The organism is Paenibacillus sp. FSL H7-0357 (assembly GCF_000758525.1).
Taxonomy (GTDB): Bacteria; Bacillota; Bacilli; order Paenibacillales; family Paenibacillaceae; genus Paenibacillus_AQ.
This window is the reverse complement of the sequence record NZ_CP009241.1, coordinates 2,362,541-2,385,893: the sequence shown is the minus strand read 5'-3', so window position 1 is coordinate 2,385,893 and position 23,353 is coordinate 2,362,541. Positions and strand designations below refer to the sequence as shown.

Below are 23,353 nucleotides of genomic sequence, written 5' to 3'. Positions count from 1 at the left end.
ATCCCTCCGGTAACAGAAAGAGCCTCGCCAATGTTGGCGAGACCCTGAATGTTAAAGTATGTTATTTTTTATAATCGGCAATTTGAGCATCTAGTTCAGCAAGCTGCTGTTGAAGAGAAGTGAGTTCTGATTTTATTTCTTCTAAACGCTTATTTCCATCGGCCAATGATTTTTCCCATTGCGTTTTAGTTGTGGAATTAGGATTTTCTTTAATTAATGTTTCCCAAAATACAACTTGATTTTCCTTATACTCAAGCACATGAGTTTCTTTCTTCGATATTAAGTCTACTAACTCAGACCTTTTAGATTGAAGCTCTTTAAGTGTGACAACATTACCGCTTGTTGAAGGCACATCAACTGCCGCCGAAGCGTTATCACTCATAATAATTTTTTTCCCTTCCACGTTCAGATTCGTACCAGTTACTTCGGCCAAGGCTCTCACAGGTGCATAGGTTGAACCGTTGATGATAACTGCGTCGGCTATCTTAGTCCCATTCTTTTCAATACTAAATAGCCCCTGAACCTTCTGTCCTATCAAACTGGTTGGTGCAGCAAATACTGAAACACTTGTAAATAATAGAACACCTACAATCAATCCTGTAACGAATTTTTTCACTCGTATAACCCCCTATCAGTTTCCCTAATAATACCATTATGTTAGGAGACTGAGAAGGTTCCGCCAGCAGAACCGGGTGGAATCGTAACAGTATGTGAATGTGAAACATTCGCCTTACCATTCAGAACTGAATATATATTATCAATAACGTCTTGGAGAGTCATTCCTTCGTTGTCACTATACAGTCTAGACCATGCCGGAATGTAAACATTTCCGGCAGGAGAAAGGTGAACAGTAGGCCCTGCCAATCTTGTTGCAGTGAATCCCGATATAACTAATCCTGCCGTTGGAGAATTGTAAATTGTAGATTCGTCGCCATTTGCCAGAAATCTAATTTTACTGATCCCATCTTCATAAGCAGGAATTAGTATACCGTTATGCTCGTCCGCGTACACTCCAAAGGCAACGCTGGACGGATCAATTACCACTCGCGGCCAGAGTGTATCTGAGGTCTGGTACTTGGTTCCAGTTATCACCCCACCTTCAATGTCTGTAGCCGTAATCCTTCCCTGAAAATCGGCGTCCACGGCCTTCATTTTCCCGGCAGGAGTGACACTGAAATCAGCATCAGCAAAGGCTTCATCACCTAACCAAATGCCCCAGTCGCTGGCACGGAATGCATTGTCCCCGCTGCCGATCATGATAGTTCCGCCTAATATCTCTGAACCCTGTATAATAGACGCCGTTACCTTACCGGAGAACACTGCATTGCCTTCTGTATCTAAATAAATAACATCTGTCCAACTGGAGCCACTGCCGTTTCCCTTCTGAATCTTGATCCCTTCGGTGGCATTCATAACTGTTCTAGCCATATTATCCGACCGAATAGCTTCAAATCCATTTTCCGGTCCGATCCGGGTACCGTTGTAAACCTTATCCTTCACTACCGTTGTCTTCCGTAAGCTCACTACTGCATCCGTGATCCCTGGTATCTTCTTGGATATAGTCACTTTGCTGTTAATCCGGCGTCGCGGGCTGTAGGAATATCCGACAATGCGCTGCTGCTCATCAATGCCAAGCTCAGGATCACCTATCCCTACCGTGTCGCCCAGCTCAAAATATTCCAGCCCGTAAAATTCTGGCAGGCTGTTCAGCTCCAGCACATCAATCTCGTAGGCGGTAACACGATCCCCGGAACGAATGTCTACGTCTTTGACGATTCCCTTCAGGTTCTTCCCCAACTGGAACCGGACAGGCCTTAATGCCCCGCGACGAACCAGCAACGATATGCTGTACCGATCAAACCGCAGTTCACCGCTCGATTGTACCGCGATTTCCATCAGGATTGCGCGGGCGCTGATATTTTCCTCGGCCAGATTCACGGAAATAAATCCGCTCAACTCCACGGTACCAACAGTGAATCCAGTACCTTCCAATACCATAGTGAGCAGTTGCAGCGGTGTTCCTGCATGAACAAAACCGTCTGCCCACTCATATTTCACTAGATCATAACTAACCTGTTCGCACTCCACGGCGACCAGTGTAGATCCGTCTCCGGCCCGCGTGCGGCGATGATGGACGATGTTGAATAGCTGATCCTCTATTTCGGCCAGATTGCTGTCTGTCAGGTATTCACTTTTGCCATCTGGGTCGATCAGTGTGGTGAAGCTAAATTTATACTCGCCGTTGATTGTCTCGTCTATGCTGTCGTTGTCGTACAGATCAATGACGGCCAACGGTTGGAGCAATGGGTTTAGTACAGTAATCAATGTAGCCCCTCCTTTACATACAAAAGAGCCACAGCGTAATCCTGCAGCTCTTACAGAATATTCAGTTAGTGCGCAGTATGGTCCAAGTAGCTATTACCTCTCCAAAGTCTATTTTTTGTAATTTGTATTACTGTATAAAAGTAATGGGATAGGAGTAAGACTGCCGGTGCAAATACTATATTCCATATAAACGTTTCTTGGATATAAGATAATTTTAAAACCGATACCATTAAAGACACAATATTAATGATAAGGTTATGAGTAACAAAAATTCCAGAGGCATTCTGCCCGATTTTAACTATACATCGAGTGTTTGTTTTAATGTGATTACGAATACTTAGTAGCAGAAGGACAGCAGTTAACGGTATGGTAGACATATAATAATTCCCTCCATTCCCCCCTAGCCAATCTACCGTTAGTTGCTTCTCTAAGAACTGAATACCGAACAGACCAGCTGCCATCAATACTAAATGTAGATTTCTAATTTTCACTTTATTGGATAAGGCTCTAGCATGCTTAGAAGCAAAGAACCCTAACGTGGTGTAAAAAAGACCAAAGAAAACGGCATCCTTTGTATCAACGGGAAGTCTTATTAACCCGGAGTAAGACTGCCCAAACTGCCCTAAGACATTTAAACCTAAACTCATTACAAGTAATAGCCCTGTTTTATTAATTTTCACAAAAAAGAAAAGTATTGAAACAGACCAAACTAAAGCCGGAAGAAACCACAATGGATATGCCGTAGAATTTGTGCCAAAATAAAGCACCTTCCAGATCGAGTACTCTTCTGAGTACTTAAGAATATTGAGGTAAAGGGATGAATTTTCTGTATAGGATTTCAATAAGATTACTGACAAGTCAAACATAAAATATAAAAACAACCAAGTAAAATACATCTTCAAGTTTTTCTTAACGAATTTATTAAAGTACTTGCCTTGATTCTGAACTTCCTGGACTTTCTGCCCAAATAAGTAACCAGAAATACAAAAAAACAGAGGTACGGCAAATCGTGAAAATGTCACAATAGTCGCAGAAAGTCCAGGCCAAAAGCCAACTTGACTTTGGTAATCGCTAAATGGTTGAACATGCACACATATCACAAAGAAAATAGCGAAAAATTTTGCAATATCTAAAGAATAATTCCTTTCCATAACTTCCCTCCTGTAATACCACAGTATATCAGGATGTTATAAAATGTGATATGCAACTTTTTTCTACAGCGGTCAAACGGTAATTGCAGTCTGGCTCAATTGATAAAAGGTGCTGCTGCCGCCAAGTCGATAAATCCCAGCATAGGCCCCATAGATTACGTTAAACACGTCCCCGTTTTGCGGTGTTAATTGGTTTAATGGATGGCTGCAAACAGCGGACGTGCCATTGTAGGACAATTTAGCAGCGCCAGTAAGTCCATCAACCGAGAACGAAAAGTTACTTGAGGCGACCAATAATCTTAAGATGCCCACCCCTGCAAGATCAGCGATTTTAAAGCCCGCAGCATCGACGTGACAATTGTTAATCGACAGATGGCAGTTATTTTTTATTCTATTCTTGATCCCTGTCATGGTCGAATTACTTATGTTAACGGGGTTTAAGGTGCTCTTATTTGATCCATCGAAATCAAGCATGTACCCTTTGTTTGAGTCAAACTTGATCAGTGAATTGCAGATGTTTAATTGCTGAATTGAGTTATTTACAGACTTAATAAAAACAAAATCAGTACCCGAGGCAATTTCGAATCTGCAATTATCGAATGTTAAATTTTTGACGGTATACTGAGACCATTCTGTACCGAAGTAGAAAAACGGCTGGGCATAATCTCGCGTAGTTCCGCCACCCTCAAACTTGATGTTTCTGAGATACAGATTACCTACAGTCCCGATTGCTGTTAATATTTTGTTCTGTAGGGTAGCGGTCACTTCCATGTCGCTAACTGTCATGTTGTCCACGCGCGCCGCAGCAGATATCAAATCACGAGATGTTGTTGCGCTCAAACATTTCACATTCGATATTTGAACGTTTTTAATCCGGGTACTCTTAAGATAATCATTTGCAACCGCTTGATCTGCGCCCATGAATTCGACGACCGGATTAAGTGTCGTCATGTAAACAACAATATTTTTAATTTCGATATTGTCATAAAAACCCAAATCACTCTTTCCAGCGCCCACAAACCTAATCGGACCATTTACAGGCTTGTCAACACTTCCGAGAAAGAGGTTTTCGATTAGTATGTTTTCGCCATCCCCGTTCTCGCTAACAACAAAAGTACTATAATCCCCTGTTGTAAATCCAAGACAGTTATCGCCCGTATAACCGGTGATATTCGATATTCGAATATTTTTAATAGGAGCTTGAAAGTGAAAACCGTCACTCTCATTATCGAAATTGACATTGTCAATGACAACGTTCGTAACATCCACCAGTAAGAATGCGTATTTGACCGCACGTCCTGCCTTTGCGATGTTTGTTACTTTCACCCCGTCTACCTTGTTCAGAAAGATGCCATGTCCGGGGAATAATCCAGCGGAATACGCGCCTGTAATTGGATTGTTTTCTCCATTATAATTATACTCCCCGCCATTGATGGAGATGTTTTTGTCTCGGTACTTTGGCTCCGCTACTTCCCCCTTATTTACAATAAGGTAGTCACTTGTACCCCCGATCAGAATCAGTCTGACTCCTTGACCTAGGCATAACGAGGTGTCGCTGCCGATGTACAAAGTCCTTGTGTAGTAATCCCCTGGCTTTGTGACATTGACAGTGCCGCCTTTATTGAGGGCTGACTGTAGTGACGCAGTATTATCTCCTTTTCCAGGATCGGCCCCGTAAAATGATGCGTCACTCGCAATATCCGCCAACTGCGCATCAGTGGCATCCAGTCGAGCAGATAGGATCGGTTTATTTCCACGAGCGTCAATTAGCTCCGTATCCTTCGTTCCATCTCCGTTGTGCGCAACAATGGTCGTTATACGGTTATCCTGGTTAACAAGCTTTGTCTCAGCCTCTGCAATCCGGCTACCGTGATTACTGACCGCTGCTTCCGCAGTACCCAAACGGCCCTCATGATTTATGACCTGGTTATTCATGTTTGTTAAGCTGCGATTGATTTTGGGATATGCTTCAGATAGTTTATCTGGAGGATTCCCATTGTCCGCACCCTTGATTTGTTCAATATTCGCCATTGCTATCACCCCGCATACTTTGCTTTGAATTTAATGGACATGCTGAAGTTCAGGCCCGTACCACCAACTATAACCGAAGATACTCCTGGAGATAGTGCGCCGAACCTAGCATTAGTGTTTAGCAGCAAGTTCGTTGAACCGATACGCGCTGTACCTCGCTGGAAGTCAAGAATCAGCGTTCCTGACATGGCCGCATTATATGTGGTTACCACACCACCCACGGTCAGCGAGAGCGTGCCGAAGCTTCCAGCAATCTCAATAACTGGTTTGACATTCAAAGCGCCGAAATTATCAACGACCAGCGTGACCGGACCAGTTACCGCAAACTCATAAGCAGCATCAACGGATACTTCAGTATCTACCAGCACCGGTGAATCAACATTGATATCATCTGAATCGTAGATACTATAGGCGAATGGGTCATATGCTACCATCGGCAAGGAAAATTTACCTAACCCAACCATGCGATCAATAGGTAATTGACCGGATAATCGCACCATGTAATGACGATCTGGCTGATTGGAGAAGATCAAGGACATCGTGCGCGGCCTGCCGTCACCATCGACTAAATGAGCAGCTAGTGCCGACACCCGCCGCTGTAATTGGTAGGAATTCCGCTCCATGAACGCACACTCCAGAGGCAAAGAACGCGGCCCCATGTCTGATCCGAAGTCATACGCCCCATGCATGTATGGAACAGTGTATATCCGGTCTACTGTCGGCGGTAGGATTGGCCGCTGTGACTCCCGAAGTGTTTGCAGGCCTAAATCCTGCGGGCGCTTATCGCCCAAGTATGCAACAACGCCGCTCAATGGCTACACCCCCGCTCCGCGCAGAGCGCCAGTGATTTGCCCGCCGAGCAATTGCCCTAGCACCGTCAAATCGTCGTCACTCCGAACAGTGAAATTAGCCCCCCGGAACATATCCGCGAAGCTGATTGTATTCGTTACTTCAGATTTACTAACCGTCCCGCCAGCATTCATATCTGGAAGCACTCCAGTAACACTTCCGCTCAGATCCTGCATAGCTGCATTGACCTGTCGAGCGCTGTCTGCAATCCCTTCAGCCATGCCTGCGCCGACCATCATACCAACTTGATCCCGCATGACACGGGATGGAGAGTGGATTCCAAGCGCATCCTTCATGCCGTCTACGATACCGCCAGCAAAGTCAGATATCTTATCTTTGATCCAGCCGGTCATGTTCTTAATGCCTTCCCATAACCCCTTGACTATGTTTTCGCCAATATCCAGCATTTTACCAGGAAGCGTTGCGAAGAATTCCACGATAGCACTAATTACCTTTGGAATCTCAACCTTTGCGGTGGAAATGAGGTTGGATGACCATTTAGTAAATTCAGTAAAGGATTTACTAAGCTCCGCGCCTATTTTCCCAGGCAACCCCATGAAAAAGTTAACGATGCTGGATATCAGTTTTGGAACTTCCGTAGCGATCCAGGTACCTACGTTGATACCCCATGTCTTGATACCGCCTATTGCTGTGGTTAAAGCGGACGCGATTTTACCAGGAAGTTCCGCAAAGAAATTTCCCACCTTCTGAATTAACTTCGGTACCTCGGTATTTATCCAATTTAGTGCATCCGCCCCCCACTTAATCAGTGTGCCGAGTGCATAGCCCATGGCATAACCGATTTTCGTGGGAAGTTCGCTGAAAAATTTAATAATATTTTGGATTATTTTTGGAATCTCCGTTGCTACCCAGGATAAAACGCCTGTACCCCATTGTTTAATCCCATCTATTACAGATGTAAACACAGCGGAGATTTTTCCCGGTAGTTGACCAAACCATTCTGTAACTGTCGTAATCGCACTTGGAATGTCCACTGTAAATACCTGAACTAACCAATCCCAAACAGCAGCACCAGCAGACCTTATGGATTCCCATGCTCCAATGACCGCATCCCTGAATCCATCATTGGTTTGCCACAGTACGATTAATCCAGCTACCAGCCCGCCTATCGCTGCAATAATAAGGCCTATTGGATTAGCGGACATTGCCGCATTCATAAGCCACTGGGCAATTGTGGCCCCCTCAGTAACCAGCTTAAAAGCTTTGTATGAATTTACAATCGCTGTAACTGCTTGTACTGCCTGCATCGTAATCATGGAACCTCCGATGCCTGCAAGCCCTGCCGCCACACTACCAGCATTGTCCACCAGCCACTGCATGCCAGCTACAAGAGGACTGAAATCCATGTTGGTGATTACATCAAGCAGATCATTGACCGCAGGCATGACCACTTCACTAACAGGCACAGCGAGTTCAGAGACAAGGGTACGCTTAATCCCTTCAAGTGCCGATCCGATGTCATTATATTGAACATCATTTAGTTGCTGAAGCGTGTCGCGGGTCATATCGGCGTTATCGTCGATATCTCCGAGCGCTTTGATTGCCTCAACTCCTAGGTCTTCCCACATCGAACCGAAGAGTGCAACTCCGGCCGCATTTTGGGCAATAGGGTCTTTCATCGCACCCAGTCGCTCAACAACTTCGTTAAAGGATGCTGCTGATTCAGGCCCGCCTGCGGAAAAGGTTGCAAACAGCTTAGATGCATCCAGGCCCATATCTGTGAGTGCAGCCCGCGCATCATCCGTGCCTTCACGGGTAATGATCCCGAATTCCTTGACGGCATCCCCCACAGTTGCAATCTCAAACGCGCCAGATGATGCCCCTTGGATCAGGGTGTCCGTAAATTCATTTGCATCAAGGCCCAGTTGCGCAAAATGCGGCGCGAACTCGTTCATGATATCTAGGAGGTCACCGCTGGCATTGGCCCCCATTTGGGTACCTTGAGCGATTAAGGTATACGCTTCATCTGCCGTGATGCCGAAATTATTCATTAGGGTATTGACCGTTTTAATGCTGTCGGCTACTTCAAAGCCGAATACATCCCGCATGAGCAATGCATTTTCAGTTGTGTCCTTGAGCTCATCGCCTGTCTGCTTGGTAACCTGATTGATTGCCGCCATGGAATCTGCGATATCGTCCACGGATTCCCCGAAGTTATCTCCATAAATATCATTTGCGACAGACCTGAATTCTTCCATTTCTTCCGCTGTCGCCCCGGTCTGCGCCTGAAGGTGGTTCATGGCCTTATTGCTCTCGTCACCGAATTTAACCAGGCTAGTTACCGCCGCTATAGCTGCCGCGCCAATTGCGGCAATACCAAGCGCCGCCTTTTCCGCAGCAGCTTCGCCCATTTCTCGCAGTGAATCCGCAGATTCATCGGCGGCATCCGCCAAGTCACCTGTCTGATCGGAAGCATCATCCGCACCGTTGCGTAGTTCTTCAAGTGAACTTGTAACATTCCCTATTTCTTGTAAGTTCCGGTTCAGCGCTTCCGTCTCGCGGTTGATTGCAATCTGTAATGTTTGAGCTGCGCGGCTACTTTCACCCTGCTCTGCAACAATTTGCTCATATTGTGCGGTCAGGTTGGCCACTTTCTGCCGCTGCAAGTCCGTAATACCATTCAGGGCACTAATCCGCTGCTCAAGTCCGTCCTGGGACGCTCCCCAATCGTCCATGCCAGCAGCCGCAGCCCGAAATCCGGTGTCGATAATCTTAATTTGCCGATCCAGCGCGGCAATGTTCGTTTTAAAATCCGTTGTATCTAGACTGACGCGACCGCCGATGTCATTTGTATTGTCTGCCATCTATTCGCCCCCTTATATCCAGCTAGGCGCAGTGTTCGCGCGGCGATAGGTCTTGCCATTGATAACACGAGTGTTAGGATCATCTGACGGTTTGAAGTTGAGAAATGACAGCAGATTATGAAAATCCGTCTCATCAATCGCATGAAGCGTCCATTTTAAATTTTTCGATAAGTTGTACTTAAGGCTCAACAGTGTTGTACGATAACTAGCCGGGGAATCGTCTTTCGGTTGATCCCCCGGGCTTAGTTTTTTTTGATACCGCTCATGACGTTTGTGCAGAGGCTCTGAAATACATCCATCAGTTCAGCAGTTTCAACTCCTTCATTCAGTTCGTCATAGGTGAACTGCTTGCCGAACGCCGCGACAATGACCGCTTTGACATCTTTGTAGAATTCACGCACTTTCTTCACATCCGGTGTCCCAGTCCTGAACCCCTCTGCCCGCTCCGCTATGTCAAAAATCGTATCCATCATTCCCGTTTTAAGGCTACATGTGGTGAATGTCTTCGTAGTAACTCCCTGCTCATCCGAAAAATTAATAATTACTGGTTTCAAAAAAACCGCCTCCTGGATAAATAAAATAGGACGGATCGCTCCGCCCCTTAATTGAATTATGCCGTTGTAAAGCTAATCACCGTCTGCGGCAGCGTCTGGCCGTAAACATCCTTTGCCCCGTTGATGATCACCGCGTACTCTGTCGCTGCTGCCAAGTTTGCATTCGGGTTAATCGTTAGCACTTTACCTGTGGAGTCCAGTGTGATTGCCGAAGCAATAACGTCAAAGCTGCCATTAAGCAGCACAGCCGAGTATGAAGAAAGCTTGTTCGCAAATGTCAGAACCATATTGGCCCCTACGGCCACGCTTGTAGCATTATTAGCTGGGACGCTGGTAAATGTTAGCGCGGCAGGCGCACCGGAGTTATCCGGGGTCTGGACTTGCGCAAACCAGCCCGTAGGATCAAAGGCTTCGTGTGTCGTATCACCTGATACCTTCTTGATAGGCTTGTCCTCACCCATAACATCAAACTGCTTAGTGGTTGCAACGGCAGTAAAGGTCAACTGATAAGTGCGGATATCAACATCCGCTGTTTTAGTCGCAGCCTCTTCCGCTCCCCCAGAAAATGTGCCCTTGAGATACCATGTATAGCGATAATCTTCTCTGCCGATGTTTGCACGGTATCCAACTGCCACATCTGGCGGATTGGGCTGGCCGCTGTCGATCAGCCGTCCGGTTGCCGGGTCAAAATCTTTGCCGAGCAGCTCCGCAGCCAGATAAGCCGGAATGCCGGACACCGTAATCGTCAGGGTGGTTACACCCTCAGATACATAGTTGTTTCCCGGAACGTTGTCATAGTAAGTCGGCGTGTTGCTGGTTTCAGCTTCCGCTGAAATTTCTGCAGCCGGTGCAAGATACTTAGGAGCCTCTGCTGTATAACTGTCCGTTGTATCCGTGACCTTGGCAAAGTGCAGGTTATCAACTCCGACAAATTCACCATATTTCTTTTCCACATTCATTCCTCCATTTCATAGAACCTGTAATCACAGGTATATCCGTAGTGTCCTGTCGCCTCCAGGAACGGTAGATCGCGCCCGCCAACTCTCAGGAACCCAGCCGCCAACATGACTGCCTTAATCGCCTTAGAAGCGCCTTGTTTGATTGCGGGCCTCTTACTATACAAAACTACTTGAACACGCCATACAAGAGATGTAGGCTTGTTGTCCGCATGTCCTGCGGGGCTGTCGTCAATCACTTGATAGGTTACAAAGCTATCAGGTAGCACATCATTAGGGGCATACGTGCCTTGCTCCCGCACATCGTGCCCCAACTGTTCCAGGGTGGAACAGGCCAACTCATAGATGTTAATCAACCGGCAACCCCTCCCGCTTCAGCACTTCACGCTGGATCTTCTTGACCTTGTTCTTATTCTTTTCGAAGGCTGTCCGAATACCGGGGTCTGCTGGTTGAGTAGGTGTACCGTATTCCACGAAAGTGGAGTGCCATGCCCCCGGCGATTTGGTATCATCAACACCGACCTGGACAACAATGTTATTGCCGAACTGCTTCGGTTCCGCGATATCTACCCCGGCCAGTGTGGTTCCGGTCAGCTTATGCTTCTCAGCCCATTTCTTAATATCTGTCTGGATCGGTGCGGCGCTTTCGGTCAGTGCGGCCTTAACAGCATCGTCCACGCTCCGGCCAGCTGCTTGCACCCGAGCAAGGTAATCCTCAACGCCGGACACGTCCAAGGTGATAGTACGCGAGTTGGTCACTCTGCGGCTTCGTGCCATTTAGCCATTCACCACCCGTTTGACCTTGACGATCATGAATTGATTCCGCATTTCCACATTCTCGACATTCGTGACCTCATAGGGGAGTTTCACATCATCATGCAGCAGCATGCGAGTCTTTTCCGTTATGTCCGGGCGATACCACATAGTAAGCTCCGCAGTGTCCGCAACAACTACTGTCCCAGCCGTCACACTCTCCGAGCCGCCGCGCCCCTTCCAGTTACATAGACCTAAGGGGATATCGGCATCAACATAGCTGATATCTGGCGCACCGTTCACCTTCGTTTCCTGCCGGTGCTGTACCCGGATCTGTGTGCTGAACTGCTGTACTCCAGGTTTCCACATATCAAGTCACCTTCGGCAAGCTACGGCAGGCGAGTTGCGTCAGCAGCAGATGAAAAACAGCGGAGAATTGAATATCTCCGCTGCTCAGATTGTATAAGTCCGTCACACCGACCACGATAGCCCCAAGAGCCGCATCATCGGCCATGACTTCTTCAGACACGCCAGCTCCGCCCATGTAGGACTTGACGGCCAGCAACTTCGGCAAAAGTATGCCGTCAAAAACATCTCCGCCTGCGGGCATCCCCAGCCCGATTTTGCACTGCATCAGCAGTTCTGCATCCGTCATTAATTGTCACCGCCTTGTTCTGGGGCATCGGTCGAGTCCGCAGCAGGTTCCGCCGCTGGTTCAGTAATCGGCTCGTCTGCTGGGTCAGAGGTTGGAATAGTGCTCAACTCCACATCCACGGACAACGGCACCAGGACGATTTTAATTCCGGCATGTTCTTGCTCAAGCCGCAGCTTGCTGGCAAGCTGTTCATGCTCTTCCGCAGACAATTCACGGGTAGCCTTCCAGAGCAGCACCGTTTCACTCGCCTGATTGGAAAGGTCAACACCCTCAATCTTTGTAGCCTGTGATTTCTTAGCCATCATATTCACCACCTTTAAGGGGCCTTGTGGCCCCACGTATTAGGATGCTGCTGCCTTCTTGACAATGACCACGCCGTTAGGGTCAATCAGTTTGCCATCCGCAATCAGAATCGCCTTGTCCACCCACTCATTCGTGTCATGGTCGAAGTAACGGAACATAGTCATTTGCATGTTGGAGTTAAACCCATAGTTCTTGAGGTTGCAGTACACCGCTACCACATCACCTGTAGCAGCAGATGCGTATGGTGCAATTACATCGTCTTCAACCTGGATAACTTCTTTCCCAGCAAGCCGCTCCTGCGGTCCATCGGCAATGCCATAATTAACCCTGCCAATAGGTTGACCGTTATCATCAACCATCCCGTTAATGTAGCCTTCAAACGTACCGGAAGCCATCAAGAACGTTGCTCCAGCCTTATAGGCCAGGGGCATCTTGGCAAGAACAAGCTTTGACCAACTCTCCCAGCTTGCAAATTCGGTTGGTGTCATAGATACGATCTGAGCAGCCGGAACACGGGTATCAACAGTGATCCCCTTGGGCTGTCCCGTGCCTGTACCTTTGATTACGGCCAGGTCAATTGCTTGTACCATAGCCTCAACAATCAAATCAGTAATTACCGTTTCAAATCCAGCAAGAGTAACTGTATCTGCCAAAAGCGAAATAGCCACTTTGCATTCCAGTCCAAAATAGGTGAATGTAAGTTTGGTGTTAGCCTGCGCTTTTTGCTTGTCGGATACCGTTGTTTCACCGATCCACGTTGCCACTGGTTTGAGAGTTAGAATCGGAACCTCAACCCCGCCCTTGATGTTGAGCTTACGCACTCGACTGAAGACTTGACCATAGACGGTTACCTTCTTGATAATCTCATTAAGGATGGTTGTCGGAATGACTGCCGACACATCAGCTGTAGTAGTTGTCGCATTAGCTCGCAGCTCCGGCTTAACCTCGCCAGTTTTTGCGAAGATCATAAAGGCGTTCCGGTATTCAACAGTTCCATAAGGGTCAGCCGGTTCCTCGGAGCGTTCTTGCGACTGCCCTCCGATGTTGAATGATTTCAAGAACTGAGCCATTGCTGCATTTCCAGCAGGAAGTTGTCCCGCTCCCCGTTGTTCGGGTTCTGGTGGTGTGGCCCCTCCCGCAATTGGATCATCAGGCATTGACTCCAGTTGTTGCCGAAGCTCAGCGATTTCAGCATCAATAGCTTCCACTTGTGCACCAATCGAACGCACTTCTACAATGTCATTGCTCTTCAAGCCCTTGTCTTTAAGAGCAGAGCGAGCCTCTTCTTTATTTTTCAAAAGCTTTTTCAGGAAATCTTTCATTTTCGATAACCTCCAGTTAATTAGATGAATTTCAATTTCTCTTTTGCCAAATCCAAATCGCTCAATGAACTATCCAGTCCAGACCTCGCACTCTCCAGTGCGGCGCGGGCGCTATCCAGTGCCTGCTGGTCACGAGCATTTATATCAGTCCCGTCATAAGCCGGGAAGGATACCGCAGAGATTTCAATCACTCGGCCAATGTCTTTAATGCGGCGGGTGGGAAGTTCTGTATCAAGCCCCTCCCAGGTTTCGTCCCGTACAGTAAAAATAAAGGACATTCCAGAAATGTCCCCTCGCCCAACTGCGCTGTATAAAGCTTTAGCCTCCATGTTGTTCTCAACATCCAGTTCAGCCCTCGTATTCAGCCCCTGCTCATCCACTTGAAGTTGAAGTGTGGAATTTGCATTGTTATTCCGGCTTCGAGCCAATGGAATCCGCTTCAGGTCATGATTGACGCTCATGATCACATCCTTAAAATCGGTTTTGTCGAATGCTCCGCGCTCAATGATTTCCTTGAACCAGCCTCCGATAACGGTTGCTTGATCAAACACGGCTGCATGTCCTTCCATGATATTCCCTGCCGGATCTGTCCGAAGATCATTCATAACAAACGCCCGGCGCTCCGGCTCATGCATAACCGGAAGCTTATTCTTCTGCATCTTCTTTCACCGCCTTAGTAGGTTGGGGCTTCGTTCCGTTCAACTGATAGATGTTGATGATGGCTCGATCCACATAGTTAAGGCTCTGCGTAATTCGGTTGCCATCCGGGAGTGGAGGGTAACCGAGCAGAGCCAGCTTTTGATTATCATTGAGTAGCCCCTGCTCCCCTGCCGTCTTGATCAATTCAAGCTTGGCCGCTGTACTGAGGTACATCATGTCCCGCTGATAAAAAACGATCTCATTCCCCATATCAAGCTCCCGGGGGCTGAAGATCGTTTTTGAAAAGGCTTGACTGAGTCCGATTAAAATAGGTTCTAAGGTGCTTTCGTAGAAAGCCTGATACTGCTCATCATTGTAATCACGGGCAAGCATAGGTAAAGAAACACCGAACCATTCCTGAACGCTAGTTTTAAGAAAGTCCATCGTATCTTTATCCACCATCTTCGGATCAATGGACACAGGCGTGAAATCTCCCTTTAAGTCAATCGGGAGTATGCCGGAATCACCTGAAGCCATTAGCTTTTCAAATCTCTCCCGCTCCTTACGCTGCGTATCATCATCCATCATGGTTGCAATCTTTAGCACTCCCCGTATGGACATGCTTGTCTTGATGCCTTTTTCGATTCCTTGCAGCACGGTGTCATTGATCCGCAGGATCTTCAGCAGCGCCTCATTATCTGGCTGACCGTTCAGCCCCCCGCCCATGATTTCATTCATTGAATACCGCTTTCTGATATGAATCACATCAGAGTAAGGAACCGTAAAGTTCTCGCCCGAAGAAAAAAACATTTTCACATACAAACCGCCAACAGGATCTTGAAGGAAATCAACCTGATAGGGATTGAGCGGATACATCGCAGAAAAACTCCGACTTTCTGAACCATCTTCGCGCCGTTGTACTGTATAGACCGGATAAACGAACACATTGAAATTCATAAAGAGTAGCCAAACGATCTTTTCCAAGAAATCTTTTGTCGTCATTAACTCGTTTGGCCCAAATTTGAAAAGTCTGTTCAGATTTCCGCGCGGTGTTGTCTGGATGCCATTGTTGTCAGTACGGATATGCCTCGGCTGAAGCTTACTGATTTCTGTTGCAATAATATCAATACAGTTTTGCACCACGTCTGAAGCGTAGATATCATTTCCGAACCGACTGAAGACAGGCATGTAACCACTCAACATTTTGGCTCTGATGAATTCCTTCGATTTTGTAACAATCCCTTTCAAACTATCAATTAACGCCACATTGTTGTCCTCCTTCCTCCAATCCCTAAGCGCAGAGGCGAAGGAAATCACTGCGATTGTCGATGTACACCCGATAAGAAACAATTAGGGTAACCGCTCCATCAATTTTCCTGTCCTCTTTCCCTTGCACCTTGATTGGCATTTGCTCCATCTTGGAATTGACTGTGATCGCCGTGTTTTCCAAACACCATCTATCCAGGCCGTCATTGTTGTAATGAATCAGATCGCTTTTTAAGTCTGCCTCAACGAGCTTCATCGGCTCCGACATCGGTGCCCAATCCTGGGCGACTCTAACCATGTCAAATCCGTACTCTTCCATCTCCTTCACCCAATAAACGGCGGACCACTTATCATAGCCGATCTTCAAGAAGCGAATCCCGTAATCCTTGACCAGCTTCACGAACCAGGCGCTAACCAAACGGAAATCATTTTCATTCCCTGGACTCACCGTAATTCTGTCCTGACGAATCCATTCTTTGTACTTCTCTAAATCCTCTTTCGAAAGATTAGACAACTTCGACTCTGGAATGAAGTATTGCGAAACCGTAAATTTCTTACCATCCTTTAGGAACAACGCTCTTGCACAAGCCAAGTCGCCAGACTTGGAAAGATCCACCCCGCCGATAGCTACGCGCCCACGCATTTCCTCCAGGTCAAATGTTTGATCCTTGGAGTTGACGATATCATCCATAGTCAGCCAAGCAGCTGCGTTGTTTTGTTTGATGTTAAAGTCCTTTGCCAACACAAAAATACGAGTAGCCTTGTTGGTCTTGGACTCTTCCATCATCCCGCGAAGGAAGCTCCATTTCTTGATTGTGCCAAGCCCCGGATTGCTCTTCACCCAAGTGCGCTCATCCTGCCATACTTCCTGTTCGCTGTCCTGTGTGTACATCCACACCAGCCAGCGCGGGCGATGCAATTCCCGGCTCAGCACCTGTCGAGCCTCTACCATCCTGCCGTCCAGATATCCATCATTGGTGAATCCCTCAGTTGTTAGCTCATAGTACAATGGTTCATCCTGGGTGGATAAGGATTGGCGGATCGGCATCACGCCGCTGTTGTCCTTCATTTCATGGACTTCATCCGCAGCGCCCACCGCGATATTCCGGCCTTCCTTCGCACCTGTTTTGGCGGATATCTTCTTGATGTGGCCCTTATTCCGGTAGCTGAATTTACTATTCTTCTTCCGGCGTTTCGGGTTTCCGAAGTAAATGCCGGTTAGGTTTTTGCGTGTCACCTTTTCAAGGGATGGACTCTCTTCCCGCATGGCATTAATGGCATCAAACATAAGTGAAGCCTGCTCATAGTCATTGCTGGAGCAAAGAATCTTGATGCCCTCTGGCCCGCAGAAGAACTCAGCCAGATTCATGGCCCCGATTAACGGTGTTTTGCCATTCTTCCGGCCCACGACAAATAGTACGTCTTGGAAAAGACGTACCCAGCGCTGAATTTCCTCTTCGAATATCTTGAAAGCATGTAAAGCTGTGATAAACGCCTTCTGGAACAATACCAATTTGAACGGCTTTCCCGCATAAGGCGCTTCAAAGTGACGGCACTTCTCTTCAATAAATTTAATTCGTTTGTTTCCATCTTCCGGTTCAAATCGGATGTTGGGATCTCGCAGGTGTTCGTCTAAAATATCGAACGTTTGCAGCAGCTCCTGCCCGACTAATATTTCACCGCTTCGGCATAGTGACATGTACTCATGCAGCCATGATGCAAACGGCGCACTCATTCAAATTCCTTCATATCATCGTCTTCTTCATCTATGATGTTCTTGTTCAAGATGCTGTTCAGCGTCTTAATAATGACCGAATAGGAGTTGACGTTCTTCAGGTATTGCCGAGCTGCCTCAACCGGCTTCTGTAGATCCGGGTTTGTCGGATGGATCTTCACCATTCCCGTTATCTTAAGAGCCTTCTTCAGAACGGTGTTTTCAGCCTTCAGGAACGCCGCATCCTCCAGCAGACCCTCAACAAGCTGAGCCTTTGAAGGATCAACATCAGCAAAGATGTCCTGCAACTTCGCCAACTCTTGGCTGTAGACCTCCGATTTTTCCATAGATTTCAACACCTCAATCCAAATTCAAAATTTTTGGGTTTACACCAAAATTGTGTCCCCTCTACGGTTCCCAAAATATTTTTTTTAAACTTTTTCAGGGGGGGTACCATCGAGATAAAAAATTCCAGTATCCATGATTGGTTCATTGGATTTGATTAAGTCATTAACAAAATTGATCGCTGCTTCTTCCGTAATTTCCCGGATGGTGTATTCGGTTGATTCACTTGCCTCTTCAGTCGTTCTGCTAAACTGAACCCATACCTCTGCCATATAGTAAACCTCCTTCATTCACGGTATTGTTCAAACCATTTCTCAATGTACCCGCGCCATTCATCCTTCCGATACTGCAGCGCCTCATTGCTCTCCAGCCTTGCAAGGCAATCCTCCCGGCTTACTGGACAGTAGATCAGTTCCGCACCAGTCTCTTCGGCCAGCCGATCACGCTTGAACTTCTCAGGGAATCCGCCGACAATCCAAGCTGTGCCCCACTTGCCCAGCCTCGTCTTGATGTTGTCGATAAGGAAGTTCTGAACACCGATCACATTGGAGAACAGTGCATCGGGCTTGTCATAATCAGGCAGGCCGGACAGCGCCGAGTACAGCATGTCCATGTTAACGATCAGATCGCCCCGGCTCATCTGCTGCCGCACAAGCTCCAACAGACCGGACAACGGCGGGCCGTAGACTAAGAAGACTTCTTTCCTGTTTTGGTATCCAAACCGTTTATGCTCCTGGTTATGGCAGTCATAACAGATGAGCTCAACCAAATCCGGGTTAAGGCTGATTGAATGGTCGTTGACATTCTCAGGCGTTAGCTCAATCTTGTGGTGACCAATGATATCAACGGATTTGGCGATGATCCGGCCGCAGCGCTGGCAACCATTGCCGCGCTCTCCTATTAAGGTAAGCCGGAACAAGCGCCATACTTCCGATGTGTAAAACGCCTGCAGTATTGCATGCCGTGCCATCACCACGCCTCCGATCTGAGTTTATTCACTTCAAGCTGCATGCGTTCAACCTTAAGCCGCAGCTCGTCGGTCGTCAGCTCGTTGCGGTCGAATTGATCCAGTAGAGCAATGCACCTGAGCTTCCGGCCCTGAACCGCCGTTAAAGCGCCATGTATTTGCAAGATGCGCTCCATCTTCTGCGGCTCCTTGGTCTTCTCTTCAACAATCTGCTTCTTCACAACCTTGACCGGCTGGAACTCAGGAACATCATTCACGAAGCGCAGCATCTCTGCTCCGCCTGCTTCAACATCATCCTCTTCATAGAATTGATATTTCCGTTCTATGCTGAGCCGATCTTCTCCGGCCTCGATATCCTTCATGTTCTTCATTAGCATGTATTCGCGGAACTCAAGCAGCCTGACTTCATTCAGCAGGATTTCACGCGGGTCTGTTTCCATCTTCATGAGCTGCAGCTTATGCTCAGCCGCAATCTGACTCATCCACATGGATTCATAGTTCCCATTCTTCCAGGCGTTTGAATTACCTGGCGGAGCAGCACCACCCTTATTGCCCACGGCATTCGTATTCCCCGGCTGACCGCCGCGTTTCCGACTTGGCCGCGCCTCCCATGCATCTTCATGTTTCCACTTACGCACCAGCGATGAAGCGATACCCAAGCGCTTTGCAATCTCTACCAGCGGAAGCGTTCTACCGCTTTTCTCCCACATCCGAAATGCTTTGTCACGGTTCTCACTGCGGCCCCTACTCACTCATTACAACACCTCCGCACATCATTCGTGTTTGAACAGTACACTTTTAACAGTTATTTACATTCGTTACTTTAGCGACCTAAAGGCTGCTGCTGCTAAACCCCTCAAAAACAGGCTTTGAGTGAACCATAAAGGAATTCTGGTGCAGTAGAGCATCCACCATTTTTTTCTGTTCCTTCATATAATGCATCCGGCCTCTTTTTACTGAGTGCGACACACGTTGAATTGTGGTGCGGTAGAATCAACGCATTCTCATGGTTGCACGGTCTAAAAGGTCTTGTGTCAGGCCTATATAGCGCAATGTAACCCTCATATCGCTATGTCCGAATGCATCAATTAGTAACGCGAGATTTCGCTCATCTTGTTGATATAGTCGATATCCCCACGTTTTTCGAAGCGTGTGATTGCCAAACTCCTCAAGACCAAACTTCCTTGCTGCCTCATTAAGAAAGCGATAGGCCGTTGAGCGGTCTATCGGTTGCTGCTTGAGCTGACTTATCGTTTTCCTTTGTCTGCTTGCAAACAAATATTCGTCATCCGCCTTATCAGCAATGAATGTATCCAAATCAGAGCGAATACTAGGATGAACAACAAATCTTTTGCTGTGCCCATTCTTCTTCTCCACCTTGTTTATATAATTGTATCTGGCTTCTCTTACTGTGATTGTGAGCAAGTCAGAGACACGAAGGCCGGAGTATATCCCGATACAGAAGAACAGGTAATTCCGCATACTACGACTCCGAAAATAATGCTTCATCCCTTCTATGATCCGATCGTCTCGGATCGGCTGAACAGTCTTCATATCACCACCCGCATTCATGGACAGCAAAAAAGCCGCCCGAGAGCGACCTTAGTTAAATTTTGATATATTAGCCCGTATTTGCACCCTTTTTAGTGCTCATAGCGCGCCCAGGCGGAGCGCGTTGAGAGTGATATTATAACTCTCATTCCCCCGAACAGACCGCCGCACCAAGTGCTATCAGCTCCGCCACTAAATTCGTTGTTATCACAACGGGCATCAACACTGCTCAGCTCTGAAGAGTCCTACCGCGATAAGGGGCAGTAGGGACACCCGGACGATGTTTCCGTCCTATGTCCCTACTTTAATTCCAATATACAGACGCAATGTTGACGTAAAACAGACCCAAAACAGACATGTTACAGACGCAATACAGACACGTTTTAGATGATACCGAGTAGTTTCAGAGTACCGGCTACCGATTCCGTTCCCTCCAGAATCTTCCGATCCAGCGAGCGCCCGGTGAAGGCAGACCATTTAATCACTGCTGCTTTGCGTGGATGTAGGTCAACGAAGCGATATTTCATGATTTCTCTAATTTCAGCATCCGTTATGGCCTTAATCGCTAACTCGATATTCAGAATGATCGGAGTCCATTTTTTCAACGTGGCTGCTTCTTCTGCCGTAAGCTCGCTTCTACCTTTTAAGTCATTAACGATACCTGCCATTTTGGGATATTTACGAAGTAGCATTTTGGTAGCCACGATATCCGCCTTATTCGCACTCGGAAACAATTCCCCTTGCTCCCATACCATTGCCATTCCCCTCAATCCCCTTTGTGTTATAATGGGTTGAGGTAGAAATTACTGTTTATTGACCCCCGGCCCGGCCAAGGATTAGGGGGTCTTTGCATGTTCATTAAGCATACTTTTGACCTCGCGGAATCTTTCCGTCTTCATTCAATACAACATCACTTAGTATGATTGCAGATGATTCAGGGATGTACTGACCTCTGAATTCCCCGAATGTTATGCTGTAACCACCGCGTTCACGCTGCGCCCGGAAGGAAACCCCGGAAACAATGCAGCCAGCTGGTGAATTGACATTTTTCACTGTCTTGATGATCACCCTTATGCCTCCTTTCTTCGATTATCTGTAATATTCGCCGTTTTTGGATAGGAGACCCAGGCAAAACCTATCTCTTCGGCGATCAAATCTTCTCTTATATAAGAATAGCCTTTTGACAGGTACTCACTTGTGCAGATCCGCAAATCTCCAAACGCTGTCTTTATTGTTGAACGCTGAGCCAATTCAGAACGAGGACATACATAGAGTTTCATGCGCTCGAACTTTCTGCCTCTGCGGATTACATCGGCAAGTGCCTTGTTGATCATCTGCACAGCCTGTGGATGAATAGGGGACAGTGTGCTCATCAGGGAATCCCTCCTTCACAGATTCATTCGCTAATCAGCTTCACTCATGGCCTTTTTACCGCTACCTGTTACTCGGAAATATGCCATGCTATCTTCCCAGCCTGGGTGCTTGGTTGCATACCCTTTGTTGACAAGGTCATTCCAGTCTTTGTCGTCTGCTGAAGCATAGAACCGATTTTGATTTCTCAAAGCATGTTCCACGCAACCAATTTGATTTTTATTCATTATCCTTCACTCCTTCATTGTTTCTTCGTGCTGCTCAATCATTCGGCAGATGTTGCCGTGAATATTTCCGTACCTTACCATTTCTGAACTCGACTTCTACAACCTTGAGGCCCGAAGAAACTTTATGTGTACTGATGACCCTGGCAAGTTCGTTGATGATGAAGCAATTTACTCGATAACCGAATTTTCTGGTTTCCCCGACTTTCAATTCGTCCGCCTCCACTTCTTATTGATAGGTATCTTCGTACTGCGCACTACTTTGATTTGCTGCCAAGAGGAGGCAGGCCAGTTAACCATACCGTGATATCCATAGTCAGCTGCGGGTTGTCGGCAGCTTCCGCATAAGCCATTAGCGCAACTCGGGCAGCATAATCACTTTCGGGCTTAAGCACAAAGTACTGACCCTCTGCTTCCTGTCCGCTTTTGCGGTTGAAGACCTGATACTTGTTATAGAGTCCTTCTCTGCGAACCACACTCCCGTGTACTCCCAACTTTACAAACAGGCTTTCCCAGTCCCCAGCTTCAAAATCAATTGATTTACGCTGATCGTTAACGACGATGAGACTACCGTCAGTGATAAGTAAAGCTCGCTCATATATCTTTCCTTCCGTAAAAACGTCAGTTGTCGTCCCTACATACCTCACATCAATTACAGACATGATTTATTCCTCCTTCGCTTTTCTTTTCGAACTGTTCAATAAAACTCAGAAATTTGATATACCTCTGATATCGCTTGGATTTACCAGTAATTCAGAACCATTTTCATCAAAGATGAAAGTTCCGTCTTCCCTTTTCCCTTTGTATATTGCAATATGCTCACTGGATGTCATAATTCCAGTGAATCCTTCAGGACGTTTCACTCCAATATTAAGAAAGTACTTCTGTTCTTTAAGAATTTTAAAGGTCACTTTACTTTCACTCCTTCGCTATATGCGTCTACTGCGACATTACTCTTTCAGCCTGGATGTATACCTTGCCTCGTACTCCACTTCTACAATGAATTCTGTGTCACAGACATTACAGGTAACTTCGTGCTGCCTGCTGTCATGCATACCATCATCAGAACATTCCGATCCGCACACCGGGCAAAGAACATCTGCCGTGTACCAGCAGTCATTCTCAGAATGACCTCGTTCCCGAGCTTCTTCGAGAGCCTCGCGTTTATATTCTTCATGCTCCCTCTCTGCGCATGGCTTACACTGAAATCCGTCCGGTCTACCCCAGGGTATTTCGTTCAGCTCAGTTCGATGTGTACCGCAGGTCACGCATCTGTCATGTTCATAGCAGATAATATAAGAGTAGGGTTTTCCGTTACCCAGGCATTTGTGGCACCCACATACCCAGTACCAAGCATCATCGAATTTTTCAGCGTAGAGGCCTATGATTGGAGGTTCAAGGCGAATTTCCGGAAATTCATCTCTTCTAAAGACATTCGTATTACCGGAACGAATACGCTCCGTCCATTCCTTCGGAATTTCAGGAATTAATATTTTGGTATCCTTCATTCGATTTCTCACTACCCTTCTATGTGCGTTTACTTCGCACTGCT

At 47.0% G+C, this 23,353-nt stretch carries 29 protein-coding genes; all 29 read right to left on the bottom strand.

The genetic code is table 11. The annotated features are described in order from the left end of the window. Nucleotides 1–61: 61 nt before the first annotated feature. Nucleotides 62–616: a hypothetical protein gene (locus H70357_RS10235; protein ID WP_038588697.1), complete on the bottom strand. Its 555-nt coding sequence runs from the start codon at nt 614–616 to the stop codon at nt 62–64. A gap of 41 nt (nt 617–657) precedes the next feature. After that, complete coding sequence (locus H70357_RS10230) at nt 658–2,325, bottom strand: phage tail protein (protein ID WP_038588694.1); 1,668 nt, start codon at nt 2,323–2,325, stop codon at nt 658–660. Nucleotides 2,326–2,390: 65 nt separating this feature from the next. Next, entirely contained in the window at nt 2,391–3,476 is a 1,086-nt protein-coding gene (locus tag H70357_RS10225; protein WP_038588691.1) for an acyltransferase family protein, read from the bottom strand. A gap of 72 nt (nt 3,477–3,548) precedes the next feature. After that, nucleotides 3,549–5,507: a glycoside hydrolase family protein gene (locus H70357_RS10220; RefSeq protein ID WP_038588688.1), complete on the bottom strand. Its 1,959-nt coding sequence runs from the start codon at nt 5,505–5,507 to the stop codon at nt 3,549–3,551. Nucleotides 5,508–5,512: 5 nt separating this feature from the next. Beyond that, nucleotides 5,513–6,298: a distal tail protein Dit gene (locus tag H70357_RS10215; RefSeq protein WP_231578472.1), complete on the bottom strand. Its 786-nt coding sequence runs from the start codon at nt 6,296–6,298 to the stop codon at nt 5,513–5,515. 24 nt (nt 6,299–6,322) lie between these two features. Next, entirely contained in the window at nt 6,323–9,181 is a 2,859-nt protein-coding gene (locus tag H70357_RS10210) for a phage tail tape measure protein (protein WP_038588682.1), read from the bottom strand. Between the two features lie 242 nt (nt 9,182–9,423). After that, nucleotides 9,424–9,735 (bottom strand): phage tail assembly chaperone G, encoded by a 312-nt coding sequence (gene gpG, locus H70357_RS10205; RefSeq protein ID WP_038588679.1) that lies wholly within the window; start codon nt 9,733–9,735, stop codon nt 9,424–9,426. Between the two features lie 56 nt (nt 9,736–9,791). Beyond that, nucleotides 9,792–10,688: a major tail protein gene (locus H70357_RS34270; RefSeq protein ID WP_052091953.1), complete on the bottom strand. Its 897-nt coding sequence runs from the start codon at nt 10,686–10,688 to the stop codon at nt 9,792–9,794. 2 nt (nt 10,689–10,690) lie between these two features. Next, nucleotides 10,691–11,047: a hypothetical protein gene (locus tag H70357_RS10195; RefSeq protein ID WP_038588676.1), complete on the bottom strand. Its 357-nt coding sequence runs from the start codon at nt 11,045–11,047 to the stop codon at nt 10,691–10,693. Beyond that, nucleotides 11,040–11,468 (bottom strand): HK97-gp10 family putative phage morphogenesis protein, encoded by a 429-nt coding sequence (locus tag H70357_RS10190; protein WP_038588674.1) that lies wholly within the window; start codon nt 11,466–11,468, stop codon nt 11,040–11,042. Before H70357_RS10190 ends, H70357_RS10195 begins: the two co-directional genes overlap by 8 nt. Then, a complete protein-coding gene (locus H70357_RS10185) occupies nt 11,469–11,813 on the bottom strand; it encodes a head-tail adaptor protein (protein WP_038588671.1) in 345 nt (114 codons plus the stop codon). 1 nt (nt 11,814) lies between these two features. Continuing rightward, entirely contained in the window at nt 11,815–12,099 is a 285-nt protein-coding gene (locus tag H70357_RS10180) for a hypothetical protein (protein WP_038588668.1), read from the bottom strand. Then, on the bottom strand, nt 12,099–12,401 hold the full coding sequence (locus H70357_RS36260) for a hypothetical protein (protein WP_038588665.1): 303 nt from the start codon (nt 12,399–12,401) through the stop codon (nt 12,099–12,101). The genes H70357_RS10180 and H70357_RS36260 overlap by 1 nt, the downstream gene beginning before the upstream one ends. Nucleotides 12,402–12,440: 39 nt before the next feature. Continuing rightward, entirely contained in the window at nt 12,441–13,724 is a 1,284-nt protein-coding gene (locus tag H70357_RS10170; protein WP_038588662.1) for a phage major capsid protein, read from the bottom strand. A gap of 20 nt (nt 13,725–13,744) precedes the next feature. Beyond that, nucleotides 13,745–14,383, bottom strand: a complete 639-nt coding sequence (locus H70357_RS10165) for an HK97 family phage prohead protease (RefSeq protein WP_052091952.1) — start codon at nt 14,381–14,383, stop codon at nt 13,745–13,747. Continuing rightward, entirely contained in the window at nt 14,370–15,629 is a 1,260-nt protein-coding gene (locus H70357_RS10160; RefSeq protein WP_038588658.1) for a phage portal protein, read from the bottom strand. The genes H70357_RS10165 and H70357_RS10160 overlap by 14 nt, the downstream gene beginning before the upstream one ends. A 25-nt stretch (nt 15,630–15,654) precedes the next feature. Beyond that, nucleotides 15,655–17,364 carry a terminase large subunit gene (locus H70357_RS10155; protein WP_038588655.1) on the bottom strand — a complete coding sequence of 570 codons (1,710 nt, stop codon included), beginning with the start codon at nt 17,362–17,364 and terminating at the stop codon, nt 15,655–15,657. Beyond that, a complete protein-coding gene (locus H70357_RS10150) occupies nt 17,361–17,690 on the bottom strand; it encodes a hypothetical protein (RefSeq protein WP_038588652.1) in 330 nt (109 codons plus the stop codon). The genes H70357_RS10155 and H70357_RS10150 overlap by 4 nt, the downstream gene beginning before the upstream one ends. A gap of 84 nt (nt 17,691–17,774) precedes the next feature. Beyond that, entirely contained in the window at nt 17,775–17,960 is a 186-nt protein-coding gene (locus tag H70357_RS10145; protein ID WP_038588650.1) for a hypothetical protein, read from the bottom strand. 14 nt (nt 17,961–17,974) lie between these two features. Beyond that, on the bottom strand, nt 17,975–18,658 hold the full coding sequence (locus H70357_RS10140) for an HNH endonuclease signature motif containing protein (RefSeq protein ID WP_038588647.1): 684 nt from the start codon (nt 18,656–18,658) through the stop codon (nt 17,975–17,977). After that, nucleotides 18,658–19,407: a phage terminase small subunit gene (gene terS / locus H70357_RS10135; RefSeq protein WP_038588645.1), complete on the bottom strand. Its 750-nt coding sequence runs from the start codon at nt 19,405–19,407 to the stop codon at nt 18,658–18,660. The genes H70357_RS10140 and terS overlap by 1 nt, the downstream gene beginning before the upstream one ends. A gap of 241 nt (nt 19,408–19,648) precedes the next feature. After that, the gene (locus tag H70357_RS10130; RefSeq protein ID WP_269322566.1) at nt 19,649–20,164 is read right to left on the bottom strand and encodes a tyrosine-type recombinase/integrase; all 516 of its coding nucleotides are present in this window, start codon (nt 20,162–20,164) and stop codon (nt 19,649–19,651) included. A gap of 425 nt (nt 20,165–20,589) precedes the next feature. Beyond that, nucleotides 20,590–20,967: a hypothetical protein gene (locus H70357_RS10125; protein ID WP_038588642.1), complete on the bottom strand. Its 378-nt coding sequence runs from the start codon at nt 20,965–20,967 to the stop codon at nt 20,590–20,592. Between the two features lie 97 nt (nt 20,968–21,064). Further along, the gene (locus H70357_RS10120; protein ID WP_038588639.1) at nt 21,065–21,274 is read right to left on the bottom strand and encodes a hypothetical protein; all 210 of its coding nucleotides are present in this window, start codon (nt 21,272–21,274) and stop codon (nt 21,065–21,067) included. Nucleotides 21,275–21,276: 2 nt separating this feature from the next. After that, nucleotides 21,277–21,579, bottom strand: a complete 303-nt coding sequence (locus tag H70357_RS10115; protein WP_038588636.1) for a hypothetical protein — start codon at nt 21,577–21,579, stop codon at nt 21,277–21,279. 30 nt (nt 21,580–21,609) lie between these two features. Further along, entirely contained in the window at nt 21,610–21,804 is a 195-nt protein-coding gene (locus H70357_RS10110) for a hypothetical protein (RefSeq protein WP_038588633.1), read from the bottom strand. Nucleotides 21,805–22,058: 254 nt separating this feature from the next. Next, a complete protein-coding gene (locus tag H70357_RS36255; RefSeq protein WP_197073674.1) occupies nt 22,059–22,463 on the bottom strand; it encodes a hypothetical protein in 405 nt (134 codons plus the stop codon). Between the two features lie 45 nt (nt 22,464–22,508). Then, nucleotides 22,509–22,712, bottom strand: coding sequence for a hypothetical protein (locus tag H70357_RS10100; RefSeq protein WP_038588630.1), 204 nt, complete (start codon nt 22,710–22,712; stop codon nt 22,509–22,511). A gap of 39 nt (nt 22,713–22,751) precedes the next feature. Next, entirely contained in the window at nt 22,752–23,309 is a 558-nt protein-coding gene (locus H70357_RS10095) for a hypothetical protein (RefSeq protein WP_038588627.1), read from the bottom strand. Between the last annotated feature and the right edge of the window lie 44 nt (nt 23,310–23,353).

Coding starts and splice junctions, on each gene's coding strand:
- H70357_RS10225 (WP_038588691.1), bottom strand. CDS start 3,476: ATGGAAAGGAATTATTCTTTAGATATTGCAAAATTTTTCGCTATTTTC.
- H70357_RS10220 (WP_038588688.1), bottom strand. CDS start 5,507: ATGGCGAATATTGAACAAATCAAGGGTGCGGACAATGGGAATCCTCCA.
- H70357_RS10210 (WP_038588682.1), bottom strand. CDS start 9,181: ATGGCAGACAATACAAATGACATCGGCGGTCGCGTCAGTCTAGATACA.
- H70357_RS10190 (WP_038588674.1), bottom strand. CDS start 11,468: ATGGCACGAAGCCGCAGAGTGACCAACTCGCGTACTATCACCTTGGAC.
- H70357_RS10185 (WP_038588671.1), bottom strand. CDS start 11,813: ATGTGGAAACCTGGAGTACAGCAGTTCAGCACACAGATCCGGGTACAG.
- H70357_RS10180 (WP_038588668.1), bottom strand. CDS start 12,099: ATGACGGATGCAGAACTGCTGATGCAGTGCAAAATCGGGCTGGGGATG.
- H70357_RS36260 (WP_038588665.1), bottom strand. CDS start 12,401: ATGGCTAAGAAATCACAGGCTACAAAGATTGAGGGTGTTGACCTTTCC.
- H70357_RS10170 (WP_038588662.1), bottom strand. CDS start 13,724: ATGAAAGATTTCCTGAAAAAGCTTTTGAAAAATAAAGAAGAGGCTCGC.
- H70357_RS10165 (WP_052091952.1), bottom strand. CDS start 14,383: ATGCAGAAGAATAAGCTTCCGGTTATGCATGAGCCGGAGCGCCGGGCG.
- H70357_RS10155 (WP_038588655.1), bottom strand. CDS start 17,364: ATGAGTGCGCCGTTTGCATCATGGCTGCATGAGTACATGTCACTATGC.
- H70357_RS10150 (WP_038588652.1), bottom strand. CDS start 17,690: ATGGAAAAATCGGAGGTCTACAGCCAAGAGTTGGCGAAGTTGCAGGAC.
- H70357_RS10145 (WP_038588650.1), bottom strand. CDS start 17,960: ATGGCAGAGGTATGGGTTCAGTTTAGCAGAACGACTGAAGAGGCAAGT.
- H70357_RS10140 (WP_038588647.1), bottom strand. CDS start 18,658: ATGGCACGGCATGCAATACTGCAGGCGTTTTACACATCGGAAGTATGG.
- H70357_RS10130 (WP_269322566.1), bottom strand. CDS start 20,164: ATGAAGCATTATTTTCGGAGTCGTAGTATGCGGAATTACCTGTTCTTC.
- H70357_RS10125 (WP_038588642.1), bottom strand. CDS start 20,967: ATGGCAATGGTATGGGAGCAAGGGGAATTGTTTCCGAGTGCGAATAAG.
- H70357_RS10115 (WP_038588636.1), bottom strand. CDS start 21,579: ATGAGCACACTGTCCCCTATTCATCCACAGGCTGTGCAGATGATCAAC.
- H70357_RS10110 (WP_038588633.1), bottom strand. CDS start 21,804: ATGAATAAAAATCAAATTGGTTGCGTGGAACATGCTTTGAGAAATCAA.
- H70357_RS36255 (WP_197073674.1), bottom strand. CDS start 22,463: ATGTCTGTAATTGATGTGAGGTATGTAGGGACGACAACTGACGTTTTT.
- H70357_RS10095 (WP_038588627.1), bottom strand. CDS start 23,309: ATGAAGGATACCAAAATATTAATTCCTGAAATTCCGAAGGAATGGACG.